The following is a 17594-nucleotide window of genomic DNA, read 5'->3' on the forward strand; positions in this document are numbered from 1 at the left end:
CAGGGATGAAGTGGACAGGAAGGTTCGAAGGCTATAACGCAGGGGCTTTGCGAAAGGATCTGATTTCCGGAAGTATTGTAGCGATTGTGGCGATTCCGCTCGGTATGGCGTTTGCCATTGCATCAGGAGTAAAGCCGGAATATGGGCTATACACAACGATCGTGGCGGGCATTTTGGTTTCGCTGCTGGGAGGGTCCAAATTTCAGATTGGAGGACCTACAGGTGCATTTATTCCCATTTTGCTCGCTATTGTCATGCAATACGGTTATGAGAATTTACTTATAGCCGGTCTTATGGCGGGGGTTATGCTTATCTTAATGGGTGTGCTGAGGCTGGGCGCACTGATCAAGTTTATTCCCAAGCCGGTAACGATTGGGTTTACGGCGGGGATCGCCGTGACGATCTTCAGCGGTCAGATTGCCAACTTTCTCGGCTTGCGCGGGGTAGAGCGGCATGAGACTTTTTTGCCTTCCATGGCAGAGCTGATCCGTCGATTGCCTTCACTGAATGTGTATAGCATTCTGACGGCTTGTATCTGCCTCGCCGCCCTGATTTGGGTGCCTAAAAAGTGGCCCAAGGTGCCGGGTTCGCTGGTCGGCTTGCTCCTGTCAACATTGGCAGCCGTCTGGCTTTTTCCAGGGCAGGTGGCTACAATCGGCTCTGCTTATGGAGATATTCCTGCTTCTTTGCCTGAACTACATATTCCTGCGATAACTTGGGATTTGATCGTGAAGCTGCTGCCGCCAGCACTCGTAATTGCGATGCTGGGGGCCATCGAATCTCTGCTTTCCGCAGTGGTAGCTGACGGGATGATGGGTACAAGGCATAACAGCAATCGCGAACTGGTTGGACAAGGTATTGCTAATTTGCTCACACCGTTATTCGGCGGCATTCCTGCGACTGGTGCAATTGCCCGCACCGCCACAAATATCCGCAACGGTGCTGTTTCTCCTATGTCAGGCATTGTGCATGGGTTCGTTGTGTTCCTCATTCTCGTACTTTTTGCTCCATATGCATCCAATATTCCGCTCGCCAGCATGGCTCCGGTGCTGATGGTGGTAGCCTGGAATATGAGTGAGCGCAAGCACTTTGCACATATTCTCAAGACGCGGACAGCAGATTCTATCGTGCTGGTTGTTACCTTTCTGCTGACCGTTTTTACAACGCTGACCACAGCGGTTGAGGTGGGTCTGGTTTTGGCGGTTGTGCTGTTCGTCAAACGTATGAGCAGTACACTTTCGGTAAATAAAGTACTTCCTGATCCTTCTGTAAAACATGAAAAAGTCGGCGCGCATATGGTCACAGAGCAGCATGATTGCCCACAGGTAGCCATTTATAATGTGGAAGGTCCGCTGTTTTTCGGTGCAGCTTCCGTATTGGAAAGCTCAGGAATGGAAGGCAGGGCTGACCGCCAGCAAGGGATTTTGTTGCTGCGGATGGGCAAGGTCCCTTTTATGGATATGACGGGGGAAGCTAATTTTACCGCATTAATTCAGAAATATCGGCAGGTTGGAGGAACGGTGCTTGTGTCGGGGCTTCAGCCTCAACCGCAGGCATTGCTACAGAAAACCGGATGCTACGACATGATTGGACAAGAGCATTTTTTCGAACACACCGGAGAAGCGATTACAGCAGCCATTGCACTGGTGAATCAGAACCAATGCTTTGGATGCAGGCAAATGGCTTTTCGGGAATGTGCCACTCTGTGCGGCAAATCGCAAGAGCGGCAGGGAGGAGCAGGATTGCATAAGCCAGCCGCGCAGTCCAAGTCTTCCTTTCCAGATACTGCCGTTCCGGTTCCCGTATCAGTAAATAGCGGCAGATAGTACGCTTCCAGATTTGTTGCTGAATGCCGAATAATCTCTTCTATTTTCCGATGGAAAGTGCGCAATCAAGACTCGCATTTGCTTCGAAGAAATGGAAGAGATTTTTTCTGCTTCAAGAAAAAAGGAATAAAATTCAAAAAAATGCTTGAATATCTGATTTTGTGACACTATACTAGATTCAAAAGATACCATGTTGCACATTGTTTTGTTTTAAATTGTATTTTAATATACGAATGTTAACCTCCTCGATAACTTCTAGTTTCTTTTATCCTACCTTTCTCTTCATTTTTTCTCTTACTTTCTTCGAGACTTATTCACATATACCATACCTGATGTCGTTCCCTGTGGTCTGCACCAAGGGTTGTTCATCTCAGAATAATGACCTATGGATTTCACTCCGAGTCTATACTTTTAAGGAGGTGAGTACCAGAGGCTATTTTGTGAGCTTTTGACGCAGCTGTCGGTAAGGTTGTTCTTGAGAATTTAAAAACCAAGTAAAAGGAGATGGAAAGTATTGATTAAGTCAAAAAATATCAAAAAGACGCTGTCGGTCAGTTTTACCGCTCTGCTTGCTTTTTCTCTCATTTCTCCGGTGTACGGGGATTCAAGCACAACCTCCTCGGCAGGAGCCTCGACGATTTCTGCCAAGGTTTCAGCCAGACTGAACCAGCAGTTCAGTAACAGCGAGTATGTCACCTATCTGGTTAAATTGAAAGATCAGGTAGACACGGAGTCGGTGGCCAAGCATGCTTTTCAAAAGGCTTCTGCAGAGCAGATTTCCCCCGCTGCCGCTAAGCTGTCTGTACGGACAACAGTTGTGAACTCGCTCATGGATACAGCAGAAAAAACGCAACAGCCTGTGGAAGAATACTTAAAAAAGGAAGTCAACAACGGAAACGTTAAAAAGTACAAGAGCTACTTTATCGTCAACGCGCTGGCGGTAACGAGTACGAAAGAGGTGCTGGATAATCTGGCTACACTGCCTGAGGTGGATAAAATTTTACCGGATGAAAAGCGAGAGCTGCAAAAGGTTGAAATAAACAAGGATGCCCAGCCAGCAGTAGAGGAAGCGACAGCCGAACAAGCTGTTGCAGACACGGCTGTAACAGAAGAAAATGCACAGAAGTCAGTGGAAGAATCTGTATACAAGGATGCTGTAACGCCTAGCCGGGTCGAATGGAATATTTCCAAAGTCAAAGCACCCCAAGTGTGGGCTAAGGGCATTGACGGCAAAGGGGTTGTCGTTGCCAATCTGGATACAGGCGTAGAGTATACTCACCCGGCGTTGAAAAGAAAATGGCGCGGTTTGAATGCTTCCGGCCAAACCGTTAATCCGGAGCTGAGCTGGTATGATGCGGTTAACGGAGCATCACTGCCTACAGATTCAGATGGACATGGTACACATACGATGGGGACGATCGTTGGCTCGGACAGCAACGGTACGAATGAAGTCGGTGTTGCCCCTGGTGCCAAATGGATTGCCGTTCGGGTATTCAACCCGGATACCACAGACTCCATCTTGCTGGACGGTGGACAGTGGATTCTTGCCCCTGTAGATAAAAATGGTAAAAAGCACCCTGAGCTTGCACCGGATGTGGTGAACAACTCCTGGGGCGGCGGACCTGGCCTGGATGAATGGTATCGCCCAGTCACGAAAGCATGGAGAGCGGCTCAGATTTTCCCTGAGTTCTCTGCTGGCAACACCACATGGACCAATCCGGGTGGAGCCGGGTCTGTAGCCAATCCGGCGAACCTGCCGGAAGCCTATGCCACCGGAGCGACCGACATTAACAACAAGCTGGCCAGCTTCTCCTTGCGCGGTCCTTCTCCTTATGGTGAAGTGAAGCCGGAAATTACGGCTCCTGGCGTAAACATCCGTTCCTCTGTACCTGGCGGAGCCTATGAGGGTGGATGGGACGGTACCTCCATGGCAGGTCCGCACACGGTCGGATTGGTGGCATTGCTGCTTCAAGCCAAGCCATCCTTGACCGTGGATCAATTAGAGGACGTTATTTCGAAAACAGCGACACCGCTGACAGACAGCCAGTATCGGACTTCACCGAACAATGGCTACGGCTACGGTCTGATCGACGCGCTCGCTGCGGTGAATTCAGTACTTAAATAACACGATCAGACAGGATTCAAAAGACTTCGAAATCCCTTTGAGCGGCTCGCGCAGAGATTGCATACACCTCCTAATTGGTAATGCACCGTTTACGCAGCCGCTATAAAGGGGTTTTTGTACATAATAGAAAATAAATTCATAGAATTTCAAGAAAAATGCAATAAAACTACTTGTATATCTGTTTTGATAACTTTATACTATCCATACTATATATTTATTTAACAATTTTTAATATAAATTGCGATGATATAACATGTAATGATATATCAACCTTTTTCTTCGAAGTACTCCTGCTTTCTCTCCTTGGCATCTACTGAATTTCATACTTTGCTATTTGGCTTGTCAACTCACCTATGAAAATACACCCATCTATGAACAACCCAATATACTTTTGTGCCTCTATATTCTATGAAGGAGGTGGTCGCTAACCATATCGTGTCGCGCAGCCCGTGTGTTTGGTGTGCCAGGCATGAGGTCTTACGCTCGTACAGGTTATTACAGAAACATTAAACCTAGTAAAAGGAGTGGAAAAGTCATTGATTAAGCCTAAACGATTCAAGAAACCGTTATCTATTGGACTATCTTTGCTTATGGCCTTTTCTTTTGTACAACCTGCTTTGGCAAATAACACACCGGATGGCTCCAAGCTGGAACTGAAATCAGCTTCGCACAAGGTTACGACCGCGAAAGTATCTCCGAAGCTAACCAAACAGTTTGAGGAGAACAACTATGTTACCTATCTGGTTAAATTAAAAGAGCAGGTGGATACCAACAAAGTTTCCAAAAATGCTCTCCAAAAGGCTTCACTTGAGAAAATAACACCCTCCGCTGCCAAAATGGCTGTACGCAGCCATGTGATCAGCTCTTTGCGCGAGACGGCTTCCAGAACCCAATACGGGCTTGAAAATTATTTGGATCAGCAGTCAAAGGACGGTGGAGTGAAGGAATATAAAAGCTACTTTATTGTGAATGCGATGGCTGTTACGAGCACCAAGGAGGTGCTGGATCATATTTCGAAGCTGCCTGAAGTCGATAAAATTTTGCCGAATGAAACACGTTATTTGCAAAAAGTGACGGTTGACAAGCAGGCAGAGGGAACCGACGCCAAAACCGCTGAAAAAGCGACAGCCGGAACAGCAAAGTCTGAAACGGCAGAGAAAGCTGTGGAGCCGGAGAAAGACGATGGAAAAACATCGGCCAAGCCCGGCAATGCAGGCAAAAATGCTGTAGACCCTTCTACGGTGGAATGGAATATATCCCATATTAACGCACCACAGGTTTGGGATAAAGGAATTGACGGAACCGGAATCGTGGTCGCCAACCTGGATACAGGTGTAGATTATACACATCCGGCGCTGCATCGCAAATGGCGTGGCCTGGACGCGGCAGGCAATATTGTGAATCCCGAGCTGAGCTGGTACGATCCGCACAGCCATGCGACGCTTCCAGTCGATCAGGAGGCTGATTCCCACGGTACGCATACGATGGGTACGATGGTCGGCTCCGAGGAAAACGGAACGAACCGGATTGGCGTTGCACCTGGTGCGAAGTGGATTGCGGTTCGGATTTTTAATCCGGAGACGACGGATGCGATTATACTCGATGGCGGTCAATGGCTGCTTGCGCCAAAAGACGCCCAAGGCAATCTGCATCCCGAGCTTGCACCGGATGTAGTGAACAACTCGTGGGGAGGCGGGCCCGGTCTGGATGAATGGTTCCGACCTGTGGTTCAGGCATGGCGTGATGCCCAAATATTCCCTGAATTCTCTGCAGGTAACACCTCTCTTTCCAATCCGGGTGGCCCTGCATCGGTCGCAAATCCGGCCAACTATCCTGAATCCTTTGCTACCGGAGCCACCGATATCAATGATAAACTGGCAAGCTTCTCATTGCTGGGACCTTCACCGTACGGAGAGATAAAGCCTGAAGTCTCCGCACCGGGTGTAAATATCCGGTCATCCGTGGCTGGTGGTGCCTATAAAGGCGGATATAACGGCACCTCCATGGCGGGTCCTCATGTTGCGGGTCTCGCAGCACTGCTGCTGCAGGCGAATCATTCTCTTACCGTAGACCAGCTTGAGGAAATTTTGATGAACACAGCTACACCGCGTACAGACAGCACCTATCCTACCTCGCCAAACAATGGATACGGACATGGTGTCATTAATGCGCTGGATGCGGTTGGTTCGGTCATTCAGGGCTTGGGCTCCGTATCCGGTAAAGTTGTAACAGGTGGAGACGATCTGGAAGCGCCTGTTCTGGAGCATACACCACCTGCTGCGGCATTCGAGGGGATTGATATACCTCTGACTGCTCATGTAACGGATAATGTCGGTGTGACAGCCGTTGAGGCATTTGCCAAAACAACGGGTACGTCGAACTATGTTTATATTCCGTTGGAACGGACCTCCGGCGACAGCAAAGACGGTACATATCAAGCGTCCATCCCGACTTTTTTGGTGAACAGCGCTGGTCTGGAATACTACATTCGTGTCAATGATTACGGTAATAACGGTTTTGAAACGGAAGTATATAAGGTTAACATCTCCAAGGGTGTTAAGCCGGGCTATACGCAGGATTTTGAAAAAGACATCGCTGGTATCAACATCGGCGGACAGGGCAGTGTCTGGAAATGGGGAACCCCGACAAGCGGCCCTAAAAGCGCACACTCGGGTACAAAGGTCATCGCGACCAATCTCGAAGGTCAATACCAGACCAACTCCAACAGTTATTTCATGGCTCCTCCGATTGATTTGACCGAAAGTCCGAAAGGGGCTCTGGTTAGCTTCAAGCATTGGTACGATCTTGAAAACAATTCTGATTTCGGTAAAGTATATGTAGCAACTCAAAATAGTCAAAATGCCTTTGAGCAGGTATTATCGTTTACCGGTTCCAGCAATGGCTGGAAAACGCAGTATCTTGATTTGCGGGCATTCGCGGGTCAAAAGGTATACCTCCTGTTTAACTTTACGAGCGACAATACGATTGTAAAGGACGGCTGGTACATCGACGACCTGTCGATTCAGGAACCGGATACCGTTGCACCTGCCGCGCCAGGTAATTTAACTGCTGAAGCCGATACTGTCGGCAACGTTGCGCTGGCTTGGAATGCTTCTTCCGATGAAGATGTGAAGCAGTACAAGGTGTATCGTTCCAACGAATCAGGCAAAAATTATACTTCCATCGGTACAACTACGGGACTGACCTTCACCGATACGATCACCGTCGGCAGTGCGACCTATCATTATGCAGTCGCGGCCGAGGATTACAGCGGCAACGAGGGAGCCAAGTCGAATGAGGTGTCTCTGAGAGTGGACGTACCGGATACGCTGTATAGCGACCATTTTGACGGCAGCTCGGATAATGGCTGGACTCATTCCGGTACCAAGGATGAATGGGAGCGCGGCATTCCTAAAGTCGGGCCTGAGAGCGCGGCATCCAAACCGAACGTGTGGGCCACGGATCTCGATAGCAACTATGAGAACGGAGCTGACTTCTCGCTGGTTTCTCCAAAAATTAATTTGAATGGTATACGCAACGCAACACTGACCTTTAATCACTGGTTTGAAATTGAGGCCGGCTATGATTACGGATATGTGGAAGTGTCCAAAAACAATGGCGACACTTGGAGCGAGCTGGGCAAATTCTCTCATAACACGAATGGGAAAAAATGGGCCCCGGTTTACTACAATCTGGATAGCTACACCGGCAATGAGATCCAAATTCGCTTCCGCTTGAAGTCGGATAACAGTGTGAATAAAAATGGCTGGTACATTGATGATTTCCGAGTGCTGGGCGTTCCAGCTTCGACGGTGACGAAGGATATCGTACCTGAGTCGAATATCAAACTGCAAAAAGCAGAAGAACAATTCCCGCTGTACAAAATTACAAGCACCGAAAAAAGCGAATTCCAGGAAAAGGTGAAGCCAGCGGAAACGACGGTGGATCGTGGACGTGTCGGTCTCGACAGTCTTCCAGCGAGTGCTACGGTTACCGTACTGGAAACCGGACGTTCGGTGAAAACGGATCCGACCACGGGCAAATACAGCTTCACTCACGTGGCGGGAGACTATACGCTGAAGGCTGAAGCCTACGGCTACGAGCCTCAAACGAAGCAGGTTACAATTGAGAATAATAAAGTCATTAGAGCGAACTTTAGCCTCCAAGCCGTACCTCATGGTACGATTCACGGAGTCATTACCGACAAGCAATCCGGTGAACCTATCCAAAAAGCGAAAGTGCTGGTGCTGGAGGATGCACGTATTGCTCCGATAGAGACGAATGAAGCTGGAGAATTTACGCTGGACGTGCTGGAAGGAACATACACATTATCCATTTCAGCCAACAATTATTATAGCGACAGCGTATCCGTAACGGCTCCTCCGAACGGCAGCGTGGAAGCAAACGTCACGCTGAAGCCTTTCATAGGCTTCCAGGGAGGCATCGCTTATGATGACGGCACGGGGGAAAATGCCAGAGCCTTTAATGCGGCAGGCAACTCTTGGGCAGTCAGAATGACACCTGAGTCGGAAGTGGCTCAAGTGACAGGAGCATCACTTCTGTTCTGGAACGCTGCCTTCCCGAATCCGGGAGGAACGGCATTCCAATACGCCGTATATGATGCCTCCGGTGCTGGAGGAGCACCAGGGCGTCTGCTGGCTGGCCCATTCGACGGGACAGCCGTGCGGGATGAGACACAGTGGACGACGGTACAGCTCCCAGAGCCGGTAACCGTTCAAGGTGACTTCTATATCGTCTATACACAACCTGCAGCAGGCACACAGTCGCCGGGTCTTGCTACAGATGAGAGTGGACCGAATGCGCTTCGCAGCTGGCAGGGTGTAAGCGGTACATGGAGTCAATCACCTGTAGATGAAGGCAATTACATGATCCGGGCTATCGTCAGATATCCGGTGAATGCTCCAACGATTACAACACCTACAAAGGCTACCTATACGCAGGATGAAAAGATTACCGTGACAGGTACTTCCCCGGCAGAAGGAGCCGATATTCAGCTCTTTAACGGCAAGGAACTGGCTGGCACAACCAAGGTGAAGGACCGTCAATTCAGCCTGTCGGTCGATCTTCAGCCAGGTGCCAATCCGCTCAGCGTTCAAGCAGCGGTATACGGCAAAGTAACAGACCGTTCCGAGCCGGTAGTTGTGACGCTCGATCAGACGAAACCGGGACTGATTTTGACTTCACCCGATGAAGGAGCCCGTACCAATGCGGGTGTTGTCAGTGTAATCGGCACAGTGTATGATGAGTTCCTTTCCGAATTGACCATTAACGGCGAGCCAGCCGAATTTGGAAGTGACGGCAGCTTTAACAAGCGGTTGCTCATTAACGAAGGAGAAAACCAGATTACGGTGACGGCCAAGGATCTTGCCCAAAATGAAACGACCGTTACCCGTTCGGTGTATGTCGATACGGCTCTGCCGAAGCTGGAAAACATTAGCCCTGCAGAGGATGTACGCATCGCTCCAGGGGAGCCGGTACGAGTATCCTTCGATAGTGCGTCTGGCTTGGAGGCGTCCTTCCATGTGGAGCTGCCCTTTAACCTGTCCACCTTGGGACAGAACGAAATTCCGTTAAACGAAACTTCGTCAGGGCACTATGAAGGCATTTATTTCACTTCGTCTTCCCTGAATCTGGAGGGCGGAGTCATCGCAATCCGGGTAAGGGATACGGCAGGCAATGAAGTGAAGACGGAAGCGCCGGGAAGATTGTATGTGACGAAAGGCGGTGGACAGGACCCTGATCCGAATCCACCTGCATCCAATGAAAAGCCGGTAGCTATTATTCAGGCGAATGATTTTGCCAAGAAGAAGAAGAATGTACAATTTAACGCCAAAGCTTCACGTGATGCAGATGGTAAAATCGTCAGCTACAGCTGGAATTTTGGTGATGGCGATACAGCCATCGGTTCCAAGGTGAAGCATAAATTCACCACAGCCGGAACCTATACGGTGGAGCTTACGGTGACAGATAATGACGGCGCAACTGGTAAGGCGGTGCATGTGATTACGATCCGTTAACAGACCGTAGGATGGAATGATTCTTTTAAAATAGCAAAAGAGGCCCACAGCAAGCTACCATGAATGGAGGCTGCTGTGGGCCATTTTTATTTGTCGAATTGCTCAGGAAGGGATACAATAATTAGAAACAAATAAAGTGAATCTATTCACACAACAATATTATTTTAAGCGGGAGAGGATCATATGATTCATTTGCAAAAAGAAAGCGGACGTATCCGGCTTGTGCTGGATGCCTACTTTATGGGGGAAGATATCGTCGTACTCATATCAGGCGGTGACCTGCCCCATCTGGGAACGATTACAGCAGGAGCGAGACTGGAGCCGATGCAAACCGTGCAATTGCAAACCCACAAGGAATTTTATATTACCGAAGAAATTGCCGTGCGCTTGCGAAAAGAGTTTGCAGGCAACTTTGCGATTTGCTGTGGGGCTCATTTGGATGATGCAACCAAGGAGGAAATCCGAGTGCTTACAGATATGGCTATACAATTGGGGAAGGAGCTTATTGGAGAGCTTAAGCACGAACGCTTGTAGCAACCACTTTAAGTGAACTCCCGAAGGAGTAGATTACGATAGGGATACATACTGAAGGGGTACTTAAAAAGCAAGGCAAACCCATCATCCTCAATCTGTATGGATTTCAGCGCAGAGAATGAGATCAAACTGCGGATCATCACCGTAACTGCACGCTGGTCCTGCCTGTTGATCGCTTTCGCTAAAGCAGAAGTAAAGCAGCGATTGTGTGCCAATTCCCGATATAGTGGAAAAACGGCTTTGGCGATGGCGCGATGAACCCTCGGTTCAAACGTAAATTGCACCGTCCCCGGCGGAATCGTCGTTCCGTTCGTATAATAGAGCATTGGGGGTTGAGCTAAAAAGGTAATAAAGTAGCCGATGCCGTTCGTGCCTAATCCTTGTTTGGCGGCAAACGGCGCTACCGAGCAGAGAAGGGATTTCATCCGATCCAGATTGCCCTGAGCCACAGCCTGTGACCATTGAACGGCAAAACCACGGCGGGTCGCGATTGCCTTGTAGAATGGCAGCATGGCGACGGATATTTTTCTGAGCGTGTCAGCTTTTAAACGTTTGCGGGGTGAGCCTCTTCTGCGGGATGTTGCACGAGATACCATAGCTCCGTCCTCCTTGGCTGAATGCTCTCATGGAGCGCATTTTATCTGGTATGGATAAAATACTGTATGCCCAATCACCACGAAAAGTGCTTATCTATCATGCCGTTTGGTTTTGAACGAGGCATTATAACTGACTCACTGGAGATGATCCATCATCTAACGGAGCGACCTAACTTCAAGATGTACATCTAGCCGGAGAAGCACAGACGGCTAACATATATGTTAATAATGAAAAACTGGATTTTAATGCACTTATAGCCTATTCAGGAGTAGTGATGGTTCCTTTTCGTGAAATATTTGAGCAATATAATATGAACTCAACCTCTTATACAGCTAGCGTTGTGGAAGAAGTAGTTCGTCCTAAATCTATAGACCATGGCATTTAAAGATATGATTGGGATTTTTCCTAACCTCTTCTTTTTGAAGTTCATACATGGCTATCTTATAGTTTATTTCCTCCAAGTACCTTAAGTCTTCTTCAATTTTCTTCTGCACTTCCAATTTATGTTTCACCAACATTTCTTGTCTTTCCAAGAAAGTAGCATTTCCAACTCCAAAAAGATCCATATATTGTTTTATCTTAGCAAGAGACATTCCTGTCTCTCTGAGACAACGAATAAAAGAAATCCAGTCTATATGTTGTTTGGAATAGACTCTTCGACCATTTTCATCGCGAGATACATTTTGCAGGATCCCTTGCTCTTCATAAAATCGAAGTGTCTTTGCCGTTATATTTAAGTTTTCCACTACATATTTCATTGAGTACAACATTTACCCCGCCCCACCTTTTAGCTACAGTTACTGTAACTAAAAGAATATCATAAAGGATTATGAATATCCAAAAATCTTGGTTTAATTATGCCAATATTTAAGCTTGACTTCCCCTTACGTCAACAGAATACACTGAGGCAGAACTAGCAACAGGGAGGCGATGGATTAGAAAGTGATATATACATTAGCATCTAGACAAATTTTAATACCACAAAATAATGGAATGAGAGGTTATTGAAATGAATCAAAAATACAGTAAGTTATTTGAATCCTTCACATTCAGAAGCGGAATAACAATCAAGAATAGAGTCGTTATGTCACCTATGACCACATGGTCAAGCAATGACGATCTTACCATTTCCGATGAAGAGGTGAAATATTACAAACAGCGAGTAAATGGAGTAGGACTCGTCATTACTGGTTGTACTCATGTTTTACCTAATGGGCAAGGATTTACGAATGAATTTGCTGGATACAACGATGAATTCGTTCCAAGTTTACGAAAATTAGCTGATGCAGCAAAAAGTGGAGGATCCCCTGCTGTACTGCAGATTTTTCATGCAGGCGATAAAGCCTTGCCTGAATTGGATGCAGTCAGTGCGAGTGTCTATCAGCCTGAGGCTACTCCTTTTGGCCCAAGTGCAGAAACAAGAGAGCTATCAAATGAGGAAATCCTGTCGACGATACGTGCATTTGGTGACACAACGAGAAGAGCGATTGAAGCTGGGTTTGATGGCGTCGAAATTCATGGAGCTCATGGATTTTTAATTCAAAACTTTTGGTCTCCAGCAACCAATAAACGGACAGACCAATGGGGGGGAACCCTTGAGAATCGACTGCGTTTTCCATTGGCAATTATTGAAGAAATCAAAAAGGTAATTGAAAAGCATGCTACAAAACCATTCCTGTTAGGGTATCGTTTGTCCCCTGAAGAATCCTCTAAAGTGGACGGATTGCGTATGAAACACACATATGAATTAATTGATTTCCTTGTTGAACAAAATTTAGATTATATACATGCTTCATTAGATCATGTGTCTTCGAAGCCAATCGATAGTCAAGATGAGAAAACAAGGCTTGAATTGATTCTTGAAAGAGCAAACGGTAAGGTACCTGTGTTGGCGGCTGGTTCCATAATTACACCAGATGATGCTCTTAAAGCTATGGAAGTAGGATTACCTCTTTTCGCCATTGGGCATGCGTTAATTATAAACCCTGATTGGGTTGAAAAGGTGGCAAATGGACGTGAAACCGAGGTCGATTCCGTCCTAAGCGTTTCAAAACTTGACCAGCTTCATATTCCAGAAAAACTTTGGAATGTTATTCAAGCAGCTCCAGGATGGTTTAATATCAGTGAGTAGAAAGGAGGCCCCATTGGGGCTGCTTTTCTATTTGCATGAACTAAGCTACCCGTTAGCTTAATCGAGCGGTGGCAGTCTAGTATTCAATCCAAAAAGATTAGTTTCAGGGCATACCAACAACAATGGCACTGGTATTTTGATACCAGCGCCATTGTTCAGGAATTTACTCACTTTTTTTCGCAAGCTCTTCTATTATCCACAATCACTTTGTTGTTACTTTTACTTTATAAGGATAAGTTTCGCCGTCCTCTTCAATATTAAAATGTTTAATTGTATCTGGAGTTGCGGAAACAACCAAATAAACAGTCTTTTCGTCTCCTTGCAACTTCAAGGAATTTTTTCCTTTATTCCACATTGTAGAATATCGGGTATCTCCTGAATGTGTTACGGAAACAATGCTAGCTCTCCAATCAGCGCCTTTTGCTGTGCTTGTTCCTTGGAAATCAACTGTGACGGAAGCTTTGCTCAAATCAATATCTAAAGGAACAATGTTGTAGCCTGTCTGTTGTGGAGCCTTGTTTTGAGGTACGGTCAGCCAGCCGCCTTTGTCACTTTTCAGTGTTGTATATATCTTTTCATAATTGCCGTTAGTTCTCAAAAGCTCATCTAAATGCTTCAAATAATATGGTTGACTCTTGAAGTCCATCGTTACCAATCTTCTTGCCATTCCACCCAGTAATTCTTTAATAGAAACTCCAGTTACCTTTTCCATAGATTCAAAGTAGGTCGTATCTTTTCCACTGTAAGACAATAAATTCAACATTGCTTGATGGCCAAGTCCGTTGATATGATCTGGATTTTCATGAATATACAGGAGAATAGGCCATGCATCGTACCAATTCTTTACATGTGGAAAATGTGATTCTGAATTTAGTATAAAGGGGGCAAAAAAGTCGGAGTCTGGACCATATACCGTTCCACCATAGCTGTAGTAATCGCTACCCAAATATTCATTACGCAAGAAGTTAGCTACCGCTTCATACCACTCATAAGGGACTTCTCCTCCATTATGGTAGGTAAATACATGGCCTAATTCATGAGGAACTACCCAGCTTGGTGGGTCTACACGCATCGCTGCCGGCATCATGACAATGTAACCAAATGCATCTCTGTCTATTGACATATAAGCCCAATCTTCGTCAATCTTTTTCAGTCCAGTGCTCGCAATGTAAATGTTCGTTTTATATTTTCCGGATATTTGTGGATTTGGAGAAGTTCCGATATCCCCCAATCCAAATTTATCCATATAAAATGAACGGATACTTTCGATGTTGGCCAAGTTGCCATTAACAAAATTTCTATTTACTGTTCCAGTTGTATCATTGTTTCCCCAAATAATTTGAAAATGCTCGGAGGTAGCACGATTTACAGAAGAATCAGATAAAGAATAAAAAGCATCTCTTGCCTTGTATTCGTCTGCATTCTTTGTGATTTCTTTTGTACTTTCTGTAGTGATAACGCTTTCAACATCTTCAGCCTTTGCCGTTTTGGCAGTGCCTAATAAATCAGCTACTGCCCCATAGCTTGTTACATTTAATAATAAGAAGACCATTAACAAGCAGCATACTAGCTTTTTCATTATTAACACTCCTTTACATTATTGTAGTATATTGATTTCTTCCATATAATAACGTAGATTTCTTGATACTAAAATGAAGATATTATAGTAATTTATATTATATTACAAAAATTTACAAATAGAAGAATGGCCTGAAAAATCAAATTGATTTAGCTAGAGAATATTGCTTAGTACCTTGATAAAATCAAATTTAGCTTGGTTTATTATTTTTTAAAATAAGTACTGTCCTGATTTGTAAGATTGTGGTACCCTAAAATGTATATATTGCTATTTTACATATTGGAGTTGAATTAAACAGATGAGTGATTTTTACAAGGAACCTCAATCTTCTGATCCTTTTCAGGAGAGAAAGGATTATAACGCCCCATTTAATCAGCCACCAGTGGTTCCACCTACTAACAGTAAGGCTGTTGCCTCGATGGTGCTCGGGATTTTATCTGTTGTCATTCCCTATCTTGGGTTGATTATCGGAATTGTTGGCATTATTTTGTCCAGTCTTTCCCTGAAGGAAATTAATCGTCATGGTGAACAAGGCAGAGGTATGGCTATTGCCGGACTGGTATGTAGTATTATCGGGACACTGATTTATGCACTGATCATCATTTTCTTAGTCGTTGTTTTTGTGATAGCGGCCTCAAGTGGTGATCCGGACATTTTTTCAGACATTTAATGGCATTCTTGTACATGTAACCTTCACGATTCAAATGTCTGATGCTATGATAAATGGAGTCTAATGAAGGAGAGTGAAAGCCTTATGGCACGTACTCGAACACAAAAAGCACTAAGCAAGGCGAAACGCGCAGGAATGTATTGCGCTGCACAGAGCCGCAAAACGAATGGTCTTTATGCCGATATATCACAGCATGTGCGAATGAGGCCGACCAAGCAGGAACAATTACAAAAAGTCAAGCACAAGAAGCGAATCGTTCAGAGCGACGCTTCTTTTTTTGTTTTCGTATGATTCAATTTTTTACTGTAAAAAGAACTTGATAATAATTATCATTCTTGTTAGAATATCATAAGAAAGAAGGAACCCTGGCAGGGGCTCCTTCATTGTGCAACTACATTTTGGGTTAAAAAACTTTATTTTGCCTCAAAGGTTTTGCAGTCTGTTTCTTCGGACGTGTGAGTGTCTGCAGGCTTGTTGCTTACGATATAAATGGAGTTTGCGCTACATTTATTGTCTTGGGCCCAATACGTACATGAGTTTACTTCACACAGAACGTCTTTTGCCATGTTGTTCACCTCCTTATATGGATGTGATAGGCTAAGCAAATCGTATCACGGTCAGTCAAGGTAGGACTTGTCCAACTGTGCTCACCCTCTTGTTAAGAAGAGGGTTTTTGCTATGCTTATCTGTACAATATCAAATGAATTTTAAAATTGCAATATTTGCCCCATCTTGGTCCTTTTATATAAGCTGAATTAAAGCAAAAGCTGTTCTTCGTGCAGAGCGGAATGCCCCTCTACCGAAGAACAGCTTTTTTGTTTTCCAACAATATAATCACGGTACTCAAAAGAGCTAGCGAACGTTAGGAATATTTACGATGGGATCAATATCAGCCTCATAGTCCACACCCTCAAACTCAAAGCCAAACAGTTGGAAAAACTCGTGACGGTAATCCTCGAGATCAGACAGCTCGTAGATATTGCTTGTCGTCAGCGCGTCCCATATGTTCGCAACCTCTACTTGCACGTCTTCACGCAGCTCCCAATCATCAATACGAATACGTCCCTCTTCATCCACAGGAGTTTCAGGAGCATACAGACGCTCGGCAAACAGGCGGTAGCTTTGTTCTATACACCCTTCATGCAGCCCTTTTTCCTTCATCACCTTGTACAAAGCAGAAATATACAGAGGAACGACAGGGATGGCAGAGCTGGATTGGGTAACCAGTCCTTTGGTGACTGCGACAAAGGCGCGGCCGCCTGTGACTTTTAGTTGATCATTCAGCTGACGTGCTGTCGCCTCCAGGTGATCCTTTGCACTTCCGATACTGCCTTCTCTGTAAATGGCTTGCGTAATCTCTGAACCAATATACGAAAAAGAGAAGGTGGTTGCAGTATCAGCCAATACACCGCCTTCACGCAAGGCGTCAATCCACAACTTCCAGTCCTCACCGCCCATGACCTCTACCGTTGCCTGCACTTCTTCTGTCGTCGCAGGTTCCAGTGTAACGCTGCTGACTTCACCGGTGTGGAAGTTGACGGTTTTATTTGTATAAGGTTTACCAATAGGTTTGAGTACGGAAGTAAACGTTTCACCTGTACGAGGATTCGTACGGCGACCGGAAGCGACACTGTAGATCACCAAATCGACTTGTCCCAGCTCTTCGCGAATAACCTCCACCGTTTTGGCTTTGATCTCATCTGAAAAGGCATCTCCTGTCACGCTTAAGGATGTAAGCCCTGCTTCCTGAGCAGCCTTTTCAAATGCAGCGGAGTTGTACCAGCCTGCCGACGCTGTACGTGTGGCCGTAGCATTACTAGGGCGATATACGCCGATTGTATTGGCCCGTGCTCCGAATGCGGCCGTAATACGAGAAGCCAGCCCATATCCGGCAGATGCCCCGATGACAAGCACGTTACGAGGCCCCTGAATAGCAGGACGGGCCTGCACATAGCCAATTTGCTCCTGAACATGTTGGGCGCAGCCCACCGGATGAGCAGTGGTACAGATAAAGCCACGTGTTCTTGGTTTAATTATCATGTTATTGTAATTCCTTTCTTCTTGCAGCAATCTTCACCCTTACTATTTTAACTT

Annotated in this window: 12 protein-coding genes; 7 read left to right on the top strand and 5 right to left on the bottom strand. The window is 45.9% G+C overall.

All coding sequences use genetic code 11. The features are described 5' to 3' along the window. Nucleotides 1–5 precede the first annotated feature (5 nt). The 4 genes from B4V02_RS07000 to lpdD all read left to right on the top strand — a co-directional run bounded on the left by B4V02_RS07000 (nt 6) and on the right by lpdD (nt 10523). Nucleotides 6–1826 (top strand): SulP family inorganic anion transporter, encoded by a 1821-nt coding sequence (locus B4V02_RS07000; RefSeq protein WP_094154243.1) that lies wholly within the window; start codon nt 6–8, stop codon nt 1824–1826. Between the two features lie 514 nt (nt 1827–2340). Beyond that, nucleotides 2341–3951: a S8 family serine peptidase gene (locus tag B4V02_RS07005; protein WP_094154244.1), complete on the top strand. Its 1611-nt coding sequence runs from the start codon at nt 2341–2343 to the stop codon at nt 3949–3951. 536 nt (nt 3952–4487) lie between these two features. Beyond that, entirely contained in the window at nt 4488–9989 is a 5502-nt protein-coding gene (locus B4V02_RS07010) for a S8 family serine peptidase (RefSeq protein WP_094154245.1), read from the top strand. A gap of 183 nt (nt 9990–10172) precedes the next feature. Beyond that, entirely contained in the window at nt 10173–10523 is a 351-nt protein-coding gene (lpdD, locus tag B4V02_RS07015; protein WP_094154246.1) for a prenylated flavin chaperone LpdD, read from the top strand. 8 nt (nt 10524–10531) lie between these two features. Here the strand turns inward: lpdD and B4V02_RS07020 are convergent, their stop codons facing one another. Both B4V02_RS07020 and B4V02_RS07025 read right to left on the bottom strand, forming a co-directional pair. Then, a complete protein-coding gene (locus B4V02_RS07020) occupies nt 10532–11119 on the bottom strand; it encodes a hypothetical protein (protein ID WP_094154247.1) in 588 nt (195 codons plus the stop codon). A gap of 366 nt (nt 11120–11485) precedes the next feature. After that, a complete protein-coding gene (locus tag B4V02_RS07025) occupies nt 11486–11890 on the bottom strand; it encodes a MerR family transcriptional regulator (protein WP_043891205.1) in 405 nt (134 codons plus the stop codon). 239 nt (nt 11891–12129) lie between these two features. On the opposite strand from B4V02_RS07025, the gene B4V02_RS07030 reads away from it, so the two are divergent. Continuing rightward, the gene (locus B4V02_RS07030; protein ID WP_094154248.1) at nt 12130–13251 is read left to right on the top strand and encodes an NADH-dependent flavin oxidoreductase; all 1122 of its coding nucleotides are present in this window, start codon (nt 12130–12132) and stop codon (nt 13249–13251) included. 202 nt (nt 13252–13453) lie between these two features. On the opposite strand, the gene B4V02_RS07035 is transcribed toward B4V02_RS07030, so the two are convergent. Further along, nucleotides 13454–14830 (bottom strand): DUF6055 domain-containing protein, encoded by a 1377-nt coding sequence (locus B4V02_RS07035; protein WP_094154249.1) that lies wholly within the window; start codon nt 14828–14830, stop codon nt 13454–13456. 298 nt (nt 14831–15128) lie between these two features. Here B4V02_RS07035 and B4V02_RS07040 point away from each other — a divergent pair, with 298 nt between their 5' ends. Next, a complete protein-coding gene (locus B4V02_RS07040; protein ID WP_094154250.1) occupies nt 15129–15500 on the top strand; it encodes a DUF4190 domain-containing protein in 372 nt (123 codons plus the stop codon). Nucleotides 15501–15584: 84 nt separating this feature from the next. Continuing rightward, the gene (locus tag B4V02_RS07045) at nt 15585–15791 is read left to right on the top strand and encodes a hypothetical protein (protein WP_094154251.1); all 207 of its coding nucleotides are present in this window, start codon (nt 15585–15587) and stop codon (nt 15789–15791) included. 122 nt (nt 15792–15913) lie between these two features. Here B4V02_RS07045 and B4V02_RS07050 read toward each other — a convergent pair whose 3' ends face one another. Together B4V02_RS07050 and fabV are read right to left on the bottom strand one after the other, a co-directional pair. Next, nucleotides 15914–16066, bottom strand: a complete 153-nt coding sequence (locus B4V02_RS07050) for a DUF1540 domain-containing protein (protein WP_007431521.1) — start codon at nt 16064–16066, stop codon at nt 15914–15916. A 286-nt stretch (nt 16067–16352) separates the two neighbouring features. Beyond that, nucleotides 16353–17540, bottom strand: coding sequence for an enoyl-ACP reductase FabV (fabV, locus tag B4V02_RS07055; protein WP_094154252.1), 1188 nt, complete (start codon nt 17538–17540; stop codon nt 16353–16355). Nucleotides 17541–17594: the final 54 nt, after the last annotated feature.

Origin of the sequence: Paenibacillus kribbensis, assembly GCF_002240415.1 — a bacterium.
Taxonomy (GTDB): Bacteria; Bacillota; Bacilli; order Paenibacillales; family Paenibacillaceae; genus Paenibacillus; species Paenibacillus kribbensis.

Coding starts and splice junctions, on each gene's coding strand:
- B4V02_RS07000 (WP_094154243.1), top strand. CDS start 6: ATGAAGTGGACAGGAAGGTTCGAAGGCTATAACGCAGGGGCTTTGCGA.
- lpdD (WP_094154246.1), top strand. CDS start 10,173: ATGATTCATTTGCAAAAAGAAAGCGGACGTATCCGGCTTGTGCTGGAT.
- B4V02_RS07020 (WP_094154247.1), bottom strand. CDS start 11,119: ATGGTATCTCGTGCAACATCCCGCAGAAGAGGCTCACCCCGCAAACGT.
- B4V02_RS07025 (WP_043891205.1), bottom strand. CDS start 11,890: ATGTTGTACTCAATGAAATATGTAGTGGAAAACTTAAATATAACGGCA.
- B4V02_RS07030 (WP_094154248.1), top strand. CDS start 12,130: ATGAATCAAAAATACAGTAAGTTATTTGAATCCTTCACATTCAGAAGC.
- B4V02_RS07035 (WP_094154249.1), bottom strand. CDS start 14,830: ATGAAAAAGCTAGTATGCTGCTTGTTAATGGTCTTCTTATTATTAAAT.
- B4V02_RS07040 (WP_094154250.1), top strand. CDS start 15,129: ATGAGTGATTTTTACAAGGAACCTCAATCTTCTGATCCTTTTCAGGAG.
- B4V02_RS07045 (WP_094154251.1), top strand. CDS start 15,585: ATGGCACGTACTCGAACACAAAAAGCACTAAGCAAGGCGAAACGCGCA.
- B4V02_RS07050 (WP_007431521.1), bottom strand. CDS start 16,066: ATGGCAAAAGACGTTCTGTGTGAAGTAAACTCATGTACGTATTGGGCC.
- fabV (WP_094154252.1), bottom strand. CDS start 17,540: ATGATAATTAAACCAAGAACACGTGGCTTTATCTGTACCACTGCTCAT.